The 15,302-nt window shown below is 71.1% G+C and carries 9 protein-coding genes; 6 read left to right on the forward strand and 3 right to left on the reverse strand.

What is annotated here, in order from left to right; all coding sequences use genetic code 11:
- Positions 1-23: 23 nt before the first annotated feature.
- Positions 24-2,048, forward strand: coding sequence for a TerD family protein (locus AC3AGO_RS26000; RefSeq protein ID WP_487822654.1), 2,025 nt, complete (start codon positions 24-26; stop codon positions 2,046-2,048).
- 241 nt (positions 2,049-2,289) lie between these two features.
- The gene (locus AC3AGO_RS26005) at positions 2,290-3,279 is read left to right on the forward strand and encodes a TerC family protein (protein ID WP_487822655.1); all 990 of its coding nucleotides are present in this window, start codon (positions 2,290-2,292) and stop codon (positions 3,277-3,279) included.
- Between the two features lie 108 nt (positions 3,280-3,387).
- Here the strand turns inward: AC3AGO_RS26005 and AC3AGO_RS26010 are convergent, their stop codons facing one another.
- The 3 genes from AC3AGO_RS26010 to uvrA form a co-directional block, all read right to left on the reverse strand.
- Positions 3,388-6,753: a phosphodiester glycosidase family protein gene (locus tag AC3AGO_RS26010; protein ID WP_487824821.1), complete on the reverse strand. Its 3,366-nt coding sequence runs from the start codon at positions 6,751-6,753 to the stop codon at positions 3,388-3,390.
- 386 nt (positions 6,754-7,139) lie between these two features.
- A complete protein-coding gene (locus tag AC3AGO_RS26015; protein ID WP_487822656.1) occupies positions 7,140-7,586 on the reverse strand; it encodes a Rieske (2Fe-2S) protein in 447 nt (148 codons plus the stop codon).
- 75 nt (positions 7,587-7,661) lie between these two features.
- A complete protein-coding gene (uvrA, locus tag AC3AGO_RS26020) occupies positions 7,662-10,658 on the reverse strand; it encodes an excinuclease ABC subunit UvrA (RefSeq protein WP_487822657.1) in 2,997 nt (998 codons plus the stop codon).
- A gap of 238 nt (positions 10,659-10,896) precedes the next feature.
- Here uvrA and AC3AGO_RS26025 point away from each other — a divergent pair, with 238 nt between their 5' ends.
- The 4 genes from AC3AGO_RS26025 to rapZ all read left to right on the forward strand — a co-directional run bounded on the left by AC3AGO_RS26025 (position 10,897) and on the right by rapZ (position 15,301).
- Positions 10,897-11,589, forward strand: a complete 693-nt coding sequence (locus AC3AGO_RS26025) for a maleylpyruvate isomerase family mycothiol-dependent enzyme (protein ID WP_487822658.1) — start codon at positions 10,897-10,899, stop codon at positions 11,587-11,589.
- Positions 11,590-11,611: 22 nt separating this feature from the next.
- Entirely contained in the window at positions 11,612-12,268 is a 657-nt protein-coding gene (locus AC3AGO_RS26030) for an MBL fold metallo-hydrolase (protein WP_487822659.1), read from the forward strand.
- 106 nt (positions 12,269-12,374) lie between these two features.
- The gene (gene uvrC / locus AC3AGO_RS26035) at positions 12,375-14,369 is read left to right on the forward strand and encodes an excinuclease ABC subunit UvrC (protein ID WP_487822660.1); all 1,995 of its coding nucleotides are present in this window, start codon (positions 12,375-12,377) and stop codon (positions 14,367-14,369) included.
- Positions 14,366-15,301, forward strand: a complete 936-nt coding sequence (rapZ, locus tag AC3AGO_RS26040; RefSeq protein ID WP_487822661.1) for an RNase adapter RapZ — start codon at positions 14,366-14,368, stop codon at positions 15,299-15,301. Before uvrC ends, rapZ begins: the two co-directional genes overlap by 4 nt.
- Position 15,302: the final 1 nt, after the last annotated feature.

Below are 15,302 nucleotides of genomic sequence, written 5' to 3' on the forward strand. Positions count from 1 at the left end.
AGGAGCCGAAGGAGGGGGAGGGTATGTCGGCCGAGCTGGTCCGCGGACAGAACCGGCAACTGCCGGGCGCCCGCGTGGAGATCAGAGTGTCGGCGGGGGAGCCGGTCGTGGCCGGCGCCACCCTCACCGACGACCGCGGACGCATGCGCGAACCCGGCTGGATCGCGCATCCGGCCGACCACCGGCTGCCGGGGCTGGAGGTCTCCCAGCAGGCCGCGGCCGATCACCGGCTCGCGGTGGATCTCGGCGCGCTGCCCGACGGCGCGCAGCGGGTGAATGTGCTGCTGGCGCTGCCGACCGGGGTGGCGGGCCCCGCCAGTTTCGGCGGGCTGACTGCGCCCTTCGTCGCCGTGACCGGGCTGGACGGCGCCGAGGTCGCCCGCTACACGATCACGGGCCTCGGCGCCGAGTCCGCGGTCGTGGCCGTCGAGCTGTACCGCACGGACGGCGGCTGGAAGGTGCGGGCCGTCGGCCAGGGGTACGCGGGCGGCCTCGCGGCGATGCTCGACGACCAGGGCCTGGAGCGCGCCGACGAGCTCGCCTCGCACATCAACGAGGCCGTCGCAGAGGGCATGGCCCGCGCCCCCGAAGCCCCGCCCTCGGGCGCGCAGCAGCGCACGCGCAGCACCGCGTACGCCGGAGGCAGCGGCACGGGCGGCACCGCCGGCGGCGTCAAGCCGGCGCATCCGTCCGGCAGTCCGGACACGGAGCCCGGCGTCACCGAGGCCACGGACGGTTCCTCCGCCGCCGGTCCGGCCCCCGCGGCGCCCGGAGCCTCCACGGACAAGAGCACGGACAAGAGCGGCGGCGCCTCCGGCGGCATCGACTACCGTCACCCCCGCCGCACCCCCGCCACCGGCCCTCCCGCGGCGCCCGGCGCCGGGGAGCAGCCCGCACCGCGGGAGCGGCAGGGGGACCAGCACAGTCCGGTCGCCGGGGACGCCTCCGGCTGGTCCATGGACGAGCGGCTGTACAACCAGATCTGGGGCATGTTCGAGGACGTGGCCCGCTCGGTCGCCGCCTTCCGCTCCGCCGTCGACTTCGCCGAGTCCCGGCTGGAGCGCGAGCTCGACTCCGTCCTCGCCGACCCGGCCACCCGCTCGGGACCCGCCGCCGACGCGGCGCGCGGCGCGGCGCACGAGAAGCACGCCGTGCTGGTCGAGCAGGCCGAGGCGGCGCTCGACCGGGACATGCGCCAGCTGGAGGCCGAGTCGGACGTGGTGGAGCCCGCGCTGCCACCCGCGTTCGCCCGCTGGGACAACCCCGTCTGGCATGCGTACGAGCTGCCGGAGGACTCCCCGATGGCGGTGCGGCTGGGCGACCTCAGCCTGCCCGAGTGCGACGAGCTGCGGATCCCGCTGCTCGTCCGGCTGCCGCTCGCGCGCGGCCTGTGGATCGACGCGGGGCACGGCGAGCGGACCGCGCTCGACCCCTCGCTCACCGACACCGACGAGCTGCGCCGCCGCGCGGCGGTGACGGCCACGGCGATCGCGGCCCGGCTCGTCGCCGCCCACCCGGCGGGGGAGTTCACGCTCAGCGTGATCGACCCGGCGGGTTCCGCCGCCTCCGCGCTCGCCCCGCTCACCGACAGCGGGGTGCTGCGGGTGCCGCCGGCGGCCGGTGCCGCGGGGGTGCGCGAGGTGCTGGAGCGGCTGACGCGGCGCATCGACCTGATGCAGATGGCGGTCCGCAGCGGCGCCACCTCCTCGCTCCCGCCCGACCTGGATCCGGCCGAACAGGTCGTGCTGATCCACGACTTCCCGCACGGCTTCGATGACCGCGCGGTCACTCAGCTGAGATACATCGCGGACGAGGGCCCGTCCGTCGGCGTCAACGTCATGCTGGTCGCCGACCGCGAGGACGCCGCCGCGTACGGTCCGCTGCTCGACCCGCTCTGGCGCTCGCTGCTCCGGCTGACCCCGGTCCCCGAGGAGCACCTCGCCGATCCGTGGGTGGGACACGCCTGGACGTACGAGCCGCCGCTCGTCCCACACGGCAGCGCGGTGCTCTCCACGGTGCTGCGGCAGGTGGCGCAGGCCGGCTCATAGCGCGCTGACCTGCCCTTCCCGGCTGCCCTCCGCGCCGTCGGACGGCCCTCCCCACCTGCCGTCTTTACTATTACTTGGCAGTGCTTTACTCTTTCTTGCACGGAGGGGAGTATTCCCAGCCTCGCGGCGACCCCGTCAATACGGACCGACCTGACCGGTCCCGGGGCGTCGGTCCGGCAGGTTGTCGCCGGGCGGAAGAGACCTCCGGCGCATGCGAATATGCAAGCCGGAGGGTGCGTAAATGGATGTCTCCATGAACATGTGGGTGCTGACCATCGTTGGTCTGTGCGCCCTGATCGCCGCCGATTTCTTCATCGGCGGCCGCAAGCCGCACGAGGTCTCCATCAAGGAGGCCGGAATCTGGACCACGGTCTGGATCGTCCTCGCCGGACTCTTCGGAGCCGGCCTCTTCCTGTTCGGGAATGCCCAGGCCGGCGGCGAGTTCTTCGCCGGCTTCATCACGGAGAAGTCGCTCAGCGTCGACAACCTCTTCGTCTTCGTCCTCATCATGGCGAAGTTCGCGGTGCCGACCATATATCAGCAGCGTGTGCTGATGATCGGCGTGCTGATCGCGCTGGTGCTGCGTGCCGCGTTCATCGCCGCGGGCGCCGCGATCATCGCCTCGTTCTCCTGGGTCTTCTTCATCTTCGGCGCTTTCCTCATCTACACCGCCTGGAAGCTGATCCAGGAGGCGCGCGCCGACGAGGAGGACGAGGCGTACGAGGAGAACCGCTTCCTCAAGATGGTCGAGAAGCGCTTCCCGTCGACCGACAAGTACCACGGCACCAAGCTGTTCATCGTCGAGAACGGCAAGCGGCTGATGACGCCGATGCTGATCGTGATGCTCGCGATCGGCACCACCGATGTGCTGTTCGCGCTGGACTCCATTCCCGCGATCTTCGGTCTGACCCAGGACCCGTACATCGTCTTCACCGCCAACGCCTTCGCCCTGATGGGTCTGCGGCAGCTGTACTTCCTCATCGGCGGACTGCTCAAGAAGCTGGTCCACCTCTCGTACGGCCTGTCGATCATCCTGGGCTTCATCGGCGTGAAGCTGGTGCTGCACGCCCTGCACGAGACCGGTGTCCACGTGCCGGAGATCTCCACCCCGGTCTCGCTGGGTGTCATCTGCGTGGTCCTGATCGTCACCACGATCACCTCGCTCATCGCCTCCCGGAAGCAGAACCAGGTGGAGCAGCGCGAGGCGGGCAAGCAGGACGCGGACGTCTGACGCCCCTCTGCGACGGAGCGGCCCCGGCAGCACACGCTGCCGGGGCCGTTGTCCGTCAGGGGTACGGGGAACCGCGCGCACCCCACGCGAGCCGCACCCGTCGGCCGCCTACGTGACCGTCACCGTGCGCGTGGCCCGCTGCCCGTTGACCGCCACCGTCAGGGAGACCTCGCCGGGCCGGTGCGCGGTGAGCGTCCCGCTGCCCGGGTCGTACGAGGCGATGCAGCGCCCCGGCGCGGGCTTGCGGTCGGTGACGCACAGTCCGCCCGAGCCCGACCAGTCGGAGCTGAGCGGCCAGCCGACGGGAATTTTCCGTACGTTGGCGCCCTCACCCTGCAGTACGGTCGCCGACGCGCTCGCCTTCTGGCCGGCCGGCAGCCGGTCGGGCAGTGCGAGGGTCAGACCGTCCACATGGGCGCGGGTCTGCGCCGCGACCCAGTCGTCAGGTGCTCTGCTGCCCGCCGTACGGTCCACGCCCAGCATCGACCAGCCGGTGAAGCCGCCCTGGCCCGCGGGCGAGGACGGCGCCTTCCCGGAGTTGCCGTTGATCAGGTACGGCACCCCGTCGACCCGGGAGGCGTGGAACGCGCCGGTGTGCGCGCCGACGAACACGGCGCCCTTCCCGGTGCGCGAGCGGAAGCCGGCCAGCCAGTCCTCCAGCAGGTCGGCCTCCATCCGGTCGGTCAGCTGACTCGGCCCGGCCGGTGCCGGATCACGGGGCGGCACATGCTGCAGGACCGCCACGGAACCGACCGCGGGATCCTTCGCCGCCGCGTCCAACTGGCGGCGCAGCTCCTGGAACTGGGCGTACCCGCCGCCGCGTACCGTCAGCGACGAGGTGTCGAGCGTCAGGAACCGCGTGCCCTTGTGGTCGAAGGTGCGCTGCGCCGGGCCGAATTCGCGGACGAAGTTCGCGATGCTGCCGCCCATCACCTCGTGATTGCCGGGCACGTAGTACCAGGGCAGCGCGTCGCCCAGCTCCTCCTCCAGGACGCGCCGCGCGAGCCGCAGGTCCTCCGGCGAGCCCTCGTCGACGAGGTCGCCGTTGACGATCACGAAGTCGGGCCGTGCGGCCCGGATCTCGCGCAGCGTACGGCGCGCCTGCCGCACCAGCGGACTGTCGGGGTCGCGCGCCACGAACTGTGCGTCCGACATGACGGCGAACCGCCAGTCCCGGCCCGCCGTGTCGGCCGCCGTGGAGATCAGCGGATCCTCGACCCGCTGTGCGGGCGGCAGTTCGACGTCCGGCGGGACACGCGCGGACAGTTCGTCCAGTACGACATCACCCCGGTACTGCGCCGTCGGACGGGTCTCGGCCAGATAGAGACGCTGGACACGCAGCGGATGGGCGACGCCCTCCGGCACCGTGAACGTGACGTGTCTCCAGCCCTCCCAGTCGATGTTCGGGCCGCGCAGTACGTGCGTCGTCCCGGCCGCGTCCTTCACCTGGAGCGACGGCCAGGCGCCCTGCTTGTCGCCCTTCACCCACAGACCGAACTCCTGCGGCCGCCCGGGGACCGGCAGTTCGGCGGGCGGCGTCGCGTAGGCGGCACGCGTGGCGGTCGACTGGGTGAAGTCGTACGTCATCCGCAGCCCGGTCCCGGTGTGGCCCGCCGGCTCCGGTGCGAGGGCGCCCGTGGCGCGTGCCGCGCTGAACTTCCAGTCCGCCGCGTCGTCGAAACCGGCGACCCGCTGCTCCTTCAGCCCGACACTGACCGCCAGATGCGCCGTACGGCCGCCTGCCGACACGGTGACGATGTCCGCCGTGTCGCCCTGGCCCGGGCGCGCCCGCACAGTGAAACTCCCGGTCGCCGGGTCGGGCGTGATGGTGAACCGTGAAGTGTCGTACTGCAGGCGCACGTCGGACGGTTCGACGGGTGCACTGGTGCCCTGTGCGTCGAAACCGAGCACACCGAAGGTGCCCTTGTCGTCCCCGTCGGCCAGGGCGACGCGTTCACTGGTCGGACGGATGCGGTCCAGCGCACCGGCAACGGTCAGACTGGTGGACCCCTGCGCCCCGCCCCGTACGGCCGTCACCTTCGTACTGCCGGACCGCCGCGCGTGGAACACGCCGTCACCGTCCGCCCGTCCGATGTCCGGCCGCGCGGTGCGCCACGCCGGAGTGCCCTGCGCAGGACCGTACGTCTCGTCGTACCCGGCGGCGGTCAGCTTCCGCGACAGGCCCGGGAAGACCCGCTCCGGATGACCGCCCGGCACGTTGTCCGCCGTGGGCGCCTTCGCCGGATCGGCCGCCGTCTCCACATGGAAGCCCGTCAGCCGGCCGCTGCCCTGTGGTGCGGTCAGCGCCAGACCGTTCGGCACCTCGCGTTCGCCGCCGTCGGACGGCGAGTTCTCCAACTGCGGCTCGGCGGCGCCCGGTTCACGTGCCAGCAGCGTGGACGAGCCGCCGCCGTCGAGGTTGAGCGCGTTGTACGCCCCGAGCTGCTTCATCATCAGGGCGAGCTCGGTGAGGGTGACACCGCCCGACGTGGCCTGCCGCCCGTCGACCGTCAGCACGTGCATGGTGCTGCCGTCCCGCGAGAAGCCGACCGCCGTACGGGGCGCCGTCGCGTTGTTCGGCCGGCCCTCCCAGTTCTGCGCCTCGCCGTCGACGACGAGCAGACCGCGCCCGCCGACTGCCGTACGGGGCACGGCACTTCCGTCGTCCGTCCGCACCCGGTACTCCCACGAGACCGGATCGCCCACCGTCAGCGTGTCCAGCGCCTTCGCCCCCACATCCCGGCCCACCAGCACGGTGGTGCCCTCCGCTATCGGCCCCGTCCCGGGACCGTCGGAGACCGACACCACCTTGCCGTCCCGCACCGCGACCTCGGCCGTGTCCGTGGCGCCGTCGGTGGTCAGCGCCCGGTCGGCCTCGCCCCACTGGGAGTTGTAGGCACCTATGCCGTCGTCGGGCACATTGGCCGCGTTGTAAGCGGCGAGCGGCTCCTTGCCGCCGGGCAGCGTCAGACTGCCCTCGAAGTACAGATCGAGTATCCGCCCCGCCGCCTGCGGGCCGACGCCGACGGCCTCCGACGTACCGGTGGCGGGGGAGTGCGGCGGCTTCCCGTCGCGCAGCCCGGGACCGAGCGGGGCGCCGGTCTCGTTGATGTCGAAGAAGTCCGCGTTGAGCGCGGCAACAGTACGCCGGCCCTTGCCGGGGTCGTGCTGTTTGACCAGATCGCTCACAGTACGGCGCTGGGAGACCTTCCCCGAGGACAGATAGTCGGACTGAACTCCGCCCGTACCGCTGCCCAGTTGGACGCTGAGCGCGTCGGCGCGCAGCCATTTGTCGGACTCCAGCCTGTCGAACGACGTCAGGGTGGCGCCTGGTGCGACGGGCCGAGTGGTGCGCGACAGGTCCATCCCGTCGCCGTCGGCGATGGCCGCCGGAGCCCGCTGTGCGGCGGCGGACCGGCCGGGCGGCCCCTGCTGCACGGCGCCGGCCGGTGCCACCAGACCGCCGGCGAGCATGGAAACGGCCACTGCCGGAAGCAGCGGCCGTACGAGGAAACGTCTGCGTGCGCGATGTCTGTGCACGGCATCCCCCACAAATGCGTCAGTTCCGCGCGCTCCTGCGCACAGTGGGCCACAGAGTCCCAAGGGGGACGCCGGTGCACCAGGGGTCCCGCGACAAATCGACAAGAACAGGCGAAGAACGCCGGTACCGACGACGCAAGTTGACGGCCCGAATCAGGGGCAGGGGGAACCGCGCGCTCCGAGGGGCGCGGGGAACTGCGCGAGATAAGGGGCGCGGGGAACTGCGCAAACCCAGCCACGCAGGTGAGCCGCAGCCGCCAGACACAAGCACGGGGTCACACGAAGCGGGGCAGGGCACAAGCCGCGGCCCAGCGCAGCGCTCAGCTCTTCTCCGGCCCCGCAACGAGCTTGCCGCCCTGTTCGCGCACCGGGACCTCGGGGAGGGGGCGCGTCGCCGGCCCCTGCAGGACCTTGCCCGTGGTGACGTCGAAGCGGCTGCCGTGGCAGGTGCAGTCGCCCTCACGGCCCTTGATCTCGCTGAGGACGCACCCCCTGTGGGTGCACACCGCGCTGAAGGACTTGTACTCGCCCTTCTCCGGCTGCGAGACGAGAAGCTTCTGCTCCCGGTAGAGCTTCGCCCCGCCGACGGGCACGGCACTCGCGGCGCCCAGCTCGACGGGCGCCGAGGGGGTCGCCGCCTGGCCGCCGGACTCTCCGCCGCTGTCCGAACCGCCCCCGCAGGCGGTGACGGTGAGGCCGATCCCGGCCGCGGCGGCCGAGCCGAGGACGGTACGGCGCGTGGCACTGTGCTGCTTGTTGATCGTCACGCGCCGTACCTTACGACACCATTCGTCCCGCTCTGCCGAGCCCTGACCCGCAGGGCCCGGCAGAGTGACGCACCGTCAGCGCTTGCGGGGCGTGGCTTTCTTCGCCGCGGCCTTCTTCGCGGGTGCCTTCTCCGCGGACTTCGCCGCGGGGGCGGCCTTCTTCGCTGCGCTCTTCTTCGCCGCCGGCTTCTTCGCGGTCTTGCCCGCACGCACCGGCTGCGCGTCGCTGACCCGGTCGCCCAGCAGCTCCCGCAGGAACTTGCCGGTGTGGCTGGCCGGAATCCCGGCCACCTCCTCCGGCGTGCCCTCGGCGACCACGAGACCGCCGCCGTTGCCGCCCTCGGGGCCCATGTCGACGATCCAGTCGGCCGTCTTGATGACGTCCAGATTGTGCTCGATGACGATCACCGAGTTGCCCTTGTCGACCAGTCCGTCGAGCACGCCGATGAGCTTCCGGATGTCCTCGAAGTGCAGCCCGGTGGTGGGCTCGTCGAGCACGTACACCGTGCGGCCCGTCGAGCGCTTCTGCAGCTCGCTGGCCAGCTTCACGCGCTGTGCCTCGCCGCCCGACAGGGTCGGTGCCGGCTGCCCGAGGCGGACGTACCCGAGGCCGACCTCGTTGAGCGTCTTCAGATGCCGGGCGATGCGCGGCACCGCCTCGAAGAAGTCCAGCGCCTGCTCGATCGGCATGTCGAGCACCTCGGCGATGTTCTTGCCCTTGTAGTGCACCTCCAGGGTCTCCCGGTTGTACCGGGCCCCGTGGCACACCTCGCACGGCACGAACACGTCCGGCAGGAAGTTCATCTCGATCTTGATCGTGCCGTCGCCGGAGCAGTTCTCGCAGCGGCCGCCCTTCACATTGAAGGAGAACCGGCCCTGCTGATAGCCGCGGACCTTCGCCTCCATCGTCTCCGAGAAGAGCTTGCGCACGTGGTCGAACACCCCGGTGTACGTCGCCGGGTTGGACCGCGGCGTGCGCCCGATCGGCGACTGGTCGACATGCACGACCTTGTCGACGAGGTCGTCCCCGTCCACCCGCGTGTGCCGGCCGGGCACCATCTTCGCGCCGTTCAGCTCGCGCGCCAGGTGGGTGTAGAGAATGTCGTTCACCAGCGTCGACTTGCCGGAGCCCGAGACGCCCGTGACCGCCGTCAGCACGCCCAGCGGGAAGCTGACGTCGATGTCGTGGAGGTTGTTCTCCCGGGCGCCGCGGACGGTCAGCATCCGCTCGGCGTCGACCGGCCTGCGCACGTCCGGCGTCGGGATCGCCTTCTTGCCCGACAGGTAATCCCCGGTCACCGACTGCTCGTTGGCCAGCAGTTCCTTGAACGAGCCGCTGTGCACGACCTTTCCGCCGTGCTCGCCGGCACCCGGCCCGATGTCGACGACCCAGTCGGCCGCCCGGATGGTGTCCTCGTCGTGCTCCACGACGATCAGCGTGTTGCCCAGGTCGCGCAGCCGGGACAGGGTCTCCAGCAGCCGGTGGTTGTCCCGCTGGTGCAGCCCGATGGACGGCTCGTCCAGCACGTACAGCACGCCGACCAGACCGGAGCCGATCTGGGTGGCCAGCCGGATGCGCTGGGCCTCGCCGCCGGACAGCGTGCCCGCCGCCCGGTTCAGGGTCAGATAGTCGAGGCCCACGTCGACCAGGAACTTCAGCCGCTCGTTGACCTCCTTCAGCACCCGCTCGGCGATGGTCTTCTCACGGTCCGTCAGCACCATGTCGCGGAGGAAGTCCGCGCATTCGCTGATCGACATCGCGGAGACATCGGCGATCGACTTCTCCTGGACGGTCACCGCCAGCACGATCGGCTTCAGCCGCGTCCCCTCACAGGACGGGCAGGGCACCTCGCGCATGTAGCCCTCGAAGCGCTCCCGGCTGGAGTCGGTCTCCGCCTCCTGGTACCGCCGCCGCACGAACGGCACCGCGCCCTCGAAGGCCGTGGTGTACGCGCGCTCGCGGCCGTACCGGTTGCGGTAGCGCACCTCGACGCGGGTCTTGTGGCCGTGCAGCAGCGCCTTCTTGGCGCGCTGCGGCAGCCCGGCCCACGGGATGTCCGTACGGAAACCGAGCGCGTCGGCGAGGCCGCCGATCAGCCGCCCGAAGTACTCCCGGGTGTGCCCGTGCGACCACGGGTGGAGGGCGCCCTCGTCCAGCGACTTGTCCTCGTCCGGGACGATCAGCTCCGGGTCGACCTCCATCCGCGTGCCGATGCCGGTGCACTCCGGGCAGGCGCCGAACGGGGAGTTGAAGGAGAAGGAGCGCGGCTCCAGCTCCTCGAACGACAGGTCGTCGTACGGGCAGTAGAGATGCTCCGAGTACATCCGCTCGCGCTGCGGGTCGTCCTCGTCGAGGTCGACGAAGTCGAGGATGACCATGCCGCCGGAGAGGCCGAGGGCCGTCTCCACGGAGTCGGTCAGCCGCCGCTTGGCGTTCTCTTTCACCGTGAGGCGGTCGACGACCACCTCGATGGTGTGCTTCTCCTGCTTCTTCAGCTTCGGCGGCTCGGAGAGCTGGATGGTCTCCCCGTCGACCCGCGCGCGGCTGTACCCCTTGGTCTGCAGCTCGTTGAAGAGGTCGACGAACTCGCCCTTGCGCTCGCGCACCAGCGGCGACAGCACCTGGAAGCGGCTGCCGGGCTCCAGGCCCAGCACCTTGTCGACGATGGCCTGCGGCGACTGACGGGCGATGGGCCGCCCGCACTCCGGGCAGTGCGGCTTGCCGATGCGCGCGAACAGGAGCCGCAGATAGTCGTAGACCTCGGTGATCGTGCCCACCGTCGAGCGCGGGTTCCGCGAGGTCGACTTCTGGTCGATGGACACCGCGGGGGAGAGGCCCTCGATGAAGTCGACGTCGGGCTTGTCCATCTGCCCGAGGAACTGCCGGGCGTACGCGGACAGCGACTCGACGTAGCGGCGCTGGCCCTCGGCGAAGATCGTGTCGAACGCGAGCGAGGACTTGCCCGACCCCGAGAGCCCGGTGAAGACGATCAGCGAGTCGCGGGGGAGGTCGATGGAGACGTTCCGGAGGTTGTGCTCCCGAGCGCCACGAACGAGGAGACGGTCGGCCACGCTGGTAGGCACCTTTCGTGTGAGCCGCGGTGGTGGTGCCCCGCGGGCCGCGGCCCGCGGAGGAGTGGAGCGCCCGTGGGGCGGCACGGGAACACCCACCAAGAGTATGGGTGGCGCCGTACGGATGTCTGTCGGATCCGTCCGGTACCGCCCACCGAGCCTATAGCACGTGCTTTCGAATTACGGAGTCGCTCCGCAACCTTCCACTCGAAGGAGTGGCGGCACTAGCTTTGGGATCATGACTTCGCCTGCGCACGACATCGCTCACGTGAGGGAAGCCACCCACCGACTCCTGGAAGCCGCCGCGAAACTCGGGGACGCCGCGGTCGCCGAACCCTCTCAACTGCCCGGCTGGTCCCGGGGTCACGTCCTCGCCCATCTCGCACGCAACGCCGACGCGCTCGTCGAAGTGCTCGCCGGCCGCCCGATGTACGCCTCCGCCGAGGCCCGCGACGCGGACATCGAGCGGGACGCCGCGCGCCCCCTCGCCGTGCACCTGGACGACGTACGGGACACCGCCGCGCGGCTGGACGGCGCTTTCGCCGCACAGTCCGGCGAGGACTGGCAGCGCACCGTGGAACTGCGCAACGGCGTCCGTGACACGGCCTCCTCGCTGCCCTTCCGGCGCTGGACCGAGGTGGGACTGCACCATGTCGACCTCGGCATCGGCTACGGCGTCGAGGACCTGCCCGGCGGCTTCATCGACCGTCAACTCGCCTCGCTGGTCAAGCGCTTCGCCGCGCACCCCGGACTGCCGCAGGGCCTGGAGCTGCGCGCCGAGGACGGCAGCCACTGGCGTACCGGCGCCCCGGAGGGCGACCCCGTCGTGGTCGCCGGCGGCCCCGCCGCGCTGGTCGGCTGGCTCAGCGGGCGCACGTCCGGCAGCGGACTGTCCGCGAGCGGTCCGCTGCCCGCTCTCCCCGCGCTCTGACGTCCCCTACTAGGCTGGGGGCATGGCTTACAGCGGAGTGGTGAAGGTCGGCGGCGCGGCGGATGTGCACGAGCTGACGGGACTGATGATCTCGAAGGTCGCCGTCGGGCCGATGAACAACAACGCCTATCTGCTGCGCTGCCGCGCCACCGGCGAGCAGCTGCTGATCGACGCGGCCAACGACCCGGAGACCCTGCTGCAGCTCATCGGTGAGGACGGCATCGCCTCCGTCGTCACCACCCACCGGCACGGCGACCACTGGCAGGCACTCGCCGAGGTGGTCGCCGCGACCGGTGCCCGTACGTACGCCGGGAAGTACGACGCGGAGGGCATCCCGGTGTCCACCGACGAGCCCGTCGAGGACGGCGGCACCGTGCGCGTCGGCGAGGTCGAACTGACGGCCCGGCACCTCGTCGGCCACACACCGGGGTCGATCGCGCTGGTCTACGACGACCCGCAGGGCCACCCCCATCTCTTCACCGGGGACTGCCTGTTCCCCGGCGGCGTGGGCAACACCTTCGGGGACTCCGAGGCGTTCACGAGCCTGCTGCACGACGTGGAGACCAAGATCTTCGACCGGCTGCCGGACGAGACCTGGGTCTACCCGGGCCACGGCGACGACACCACGCTCGGCACGGAGCGCCCCAGGATTCCGGAGTGGCGCGAACGCGGCTGGTGACGCGCCGCGCGCCGGCTTCGCGTCCGCTGCCGCCGCGCCCTTCCGCACACCCCGGGGGCGCACCGGGCGGCCCGAGATGTCGGTGTCCGCAAGTAGGGTGTGAGCCATGGCAGACCCCTCCAGCTACCGTCCCAAGCCGGGAGAGATCCCCGACTCGCCGGGGGTCTACAGGTTCCGTGACGAGCACCGCCGGGTGATCTACGTCGGCAAGGCCAAGAGCCTCCGCTCGCGGCTCGCCAACTACTTCCAGGACCTGGCGAATCTGCACCCGCGCACCCGCACGATGGTCACCACGGCGGCCTCCGTGGAGTGGACGGTCGTCTCCACCGAGGTGGAGGCGCTGCAGCTGGAGTACAGCTGGATCAAGGAGTACGACCCCCGGTTCAACGTCAAGTACCGCGACGACAAGAGCTATCCGTCCCTCGCGGTGACGATGAACGAGGAGTATCCCCGCGTCCAGGTCATGCGCGGCCCGAAGAAGAAGGGCGTGCGCTACTTCGGTCCGTACGGACAGGCGTGGGCCATCCGCGAGACCGTCGACCTGCTGCTCCGCGTCTTTCCCGTACGCACCTGCTCCGCCGGGGTGTTCAAGCGGTCGGCGCAGATCGGCCGCCCCTGCCTGCTGGGGTACATCGGCAAGTGCTCGGCACCCTGCGTCGGCCGGATCAGCCCCGAGGACCACCGCGAACTCGCCGAGGAGTTCAGCGACTTCATGGCCGGGCACACCGGCTCCTACCTGCGCCGCCTCGAGGGCGAGATGAAGCAGGCAGCGGAGGAGATGGAGTACGAGAAGGCGGCCCGGCTGCGCGACGACATCGACGCGCTCAAACGCGCGATGGAGAAGAACGCCGTCGTGCTCACCGACGCCACCGACGCCGACCTGATCGCCGTCGCCGAGGACGAACTCGAGGCGGCCGTACAGATCTTCCACGTCCGCGGCGGCCGGGTGCGCGGCCAGCGCGGCTGGGTCACCGACCGGGTCGAGGACGTCACCACCGGCGAACTCGTCGAGCACGCCCTGCAGCAGCTGTACGGCGAGGAGCGCGGCGACTCCGTGCCCCGCGAGGTGCTCGTGCCGGCCCTGCCGGACCCGGTCGGCCCGATAAACGAGTGGCTCACCCAGCGCCGCGGCTCGAACGTCTCGCTGCGCATCCCCCAACGCGGCGACAAACGCGCCCTGATGGAGACCGTCCAGCGGAACGCGCAGCAGTCCCTCGCGCTGCACAAGACCCGCCGTGCCTCCGACCTCACCACCCGCTCCCGGGCCCTGGAGGAGATCGCCGAGGCGCTGGACCTGGACTCCGCGCCGCTGCGCGTCGAGTGCTTCGACATCTCGCACCTCCAGGGCGACGACGTGGTCGCCTCCATGGTCGTCTTCGAGGACGGCCTCGCCCGGAAGAGCGAGTACCGGCGCTTTCAGATCAAGTCCTTCGCCGGACAGGACGACGTACGGGCCATGCACGAGGTCATCAGCCGCCGTTTCCGGCGCTATCTGCGGGAGGCCGAACAGTCCGGCGAGCTGCCCGACGCGGACGGCACGGAGCCCGGCGAGCCGGGCAGGGACGAGGACGGCCGCCCGAAGAAGTTCGCGTACCCGCCGCAGCTGCTCGTCGTCGACGGCGGGCAGCCGCAGGTCGCCGCGGCCCGCGCCGCGCTGGACGAGCTCGGCATCGACGACGTCGCCGTCTGCGGGCTCGCCAAGCGGCTCGAAGAGGTGTGGGTGCCGGGTGACGACGACCCCGTGGTGCTGCCGCGCACCAGCGAGGGCCTGTATCTGCTGCAGCGGGTGCGGGACGAGGCGCACCGCTTCGCCATCCAGTACCAGCGCAGCAAGCGCTCCAAGTCCCTGAAGGCGGGGCCGCTCGATGCCGTCTCCGGTCTCGGCGACTCCCGCAAGCAGGCGCTGATCAAGCACTTCGGCTCGGTGAAGCGGCTGCGGGCGGCCACCGTCGAGCAGATCCAGGAAGTGCCGGGCGTGGGCCGGAAGACGGCCGAGGCCGTCGCCGCCGCGCTCGGCTCCGGCGCGCCGCCGTCGCCCGCGGTGAATACGGCGACCGGTGAGATCGTTGAAGAAGAAGGACCCACGGGGGAGTCGGCATGAGCAGCGCAGCGCACGACAGTACGGACGGAGCACAGGTGAGTACGGGCACACCGGCGGAAGCCGAGACAGCGACGATCCCCGAACTGGTGATCATCTCCGGCATGTCGGGAGCGGGCCGCAGCACCGCCGCCAAGTGCCTGGAGGACCTGGGCTGGTTCGTGGTGGACAACCTGCCCCCCGAGCTGATCCCCACCATGGTCGATCTGGGTGCCCGCTCGCAGGGCAACGTGGCGCGCATCGCGGTCGTCGTCGACGTCCGCGGCCGCAGCTTCTTCGACAACCTCATGGAGTCGCTGGCCGACCTGGAGGCGAAGGCGGTGCGCCGCCGCATCGTGTTCCTGGAGGCCGGCGACGACGCGCTGGTGCGCCGCTTCGAGTCCGTACGCCGCCCGCACCCGCTGCAGGGCGACGGCCGGATCGTCGACGGCATCGCGGCCGAGCGCGACCTGCTGCGCGAACTGCGCGGCGACGCCGACCTGGTGATCGACACCTCCGGGCTGAACGTGCACGAGCTGCGCGCCAAGCTGGACGCCCAGTTCGCCGGCGACGAGGAGCCGGAGCTGCGCGCGACGGTGATGTCCTTCGGCTACAAGTACGGCCTCCCCGTCGACGCCGACCTGGTCGCCGACTGCCGGTTCCTGCCCAACCCGCACTGGGTGCCGGAGCTGCGCCCTTACACCGGCACCAGCCAGGAGGTCTCCGACTACGTCTTCGACCAGCCCGGCGCCAAGGATTTCCTCGACCGCTACACGGAGCTGCTGCAGCTGATCGCCGCCGGCTACCGCCGCGAGGGCAAGCGGTACGTGACGATCGCCGTCGGCTGTACGGGCGGGAAACACCGCAGCGTCGCCATGTCCGAGAAGCTGGCCCGCCGGCTGTCCGACGAGGGTGTGGAAACCGTCGTCGTACACCGGGACATGGGACGTGAGTGAG

The organism is Streptomyces sp. BL1 (assembly GCF_057628045.1).

Coding starts and splice junctions, on each gene's coding strand:
- AC3AGO_RS26030 (WP_487822659.1), top strand. CDS start 11,612: ATGGCTTACAGCGGAGTGGTGAAGGTCGGCGGCGCGGCGGATGTGCAC.
- uvrC (WP_487822660.1), top strand. CDS start 12,375: ATGGCAGACCCCTCCAGCTACCGTCCCAAGCCGGGAGAGATCCCCGAC.
- AC3AGO_RS26025 (WP_487822658.1), top strand. CDS start 10,897: ATGACTTCGCCTGCGCACGACATCGCTCACGTGAGGGAAGCCACCCAC.
- AC3AGO_RS26010 (WP_487824821.1), bottom strand. CDS start 6,753: ATGCTCGCCGGCGGTCTGGTGGCACCGGCCGGCGCCGTGCAGCAGGGG.
- rapZ (WP_487822661.1), top strand. CDS start 14,366: ATGAGCAGCGCAGCGCACGACAGTACGGACGGAGCACAGGTGAGTACG.
- AC3AGO_RS26000 (WP_487822654.1), top strand. CDS start 24: ATGTCGGCCGAGCTGGTCCGCGGACAGAACCGGCAACTGCCGGGCGCC.
- AC3AGO_RS26005 (WP_487822655.1), top strand. CDS start 2,290: ATGGATGTCTCCATGAACATGTGGGTGCTGACCATCGTTGGTCTGTGC.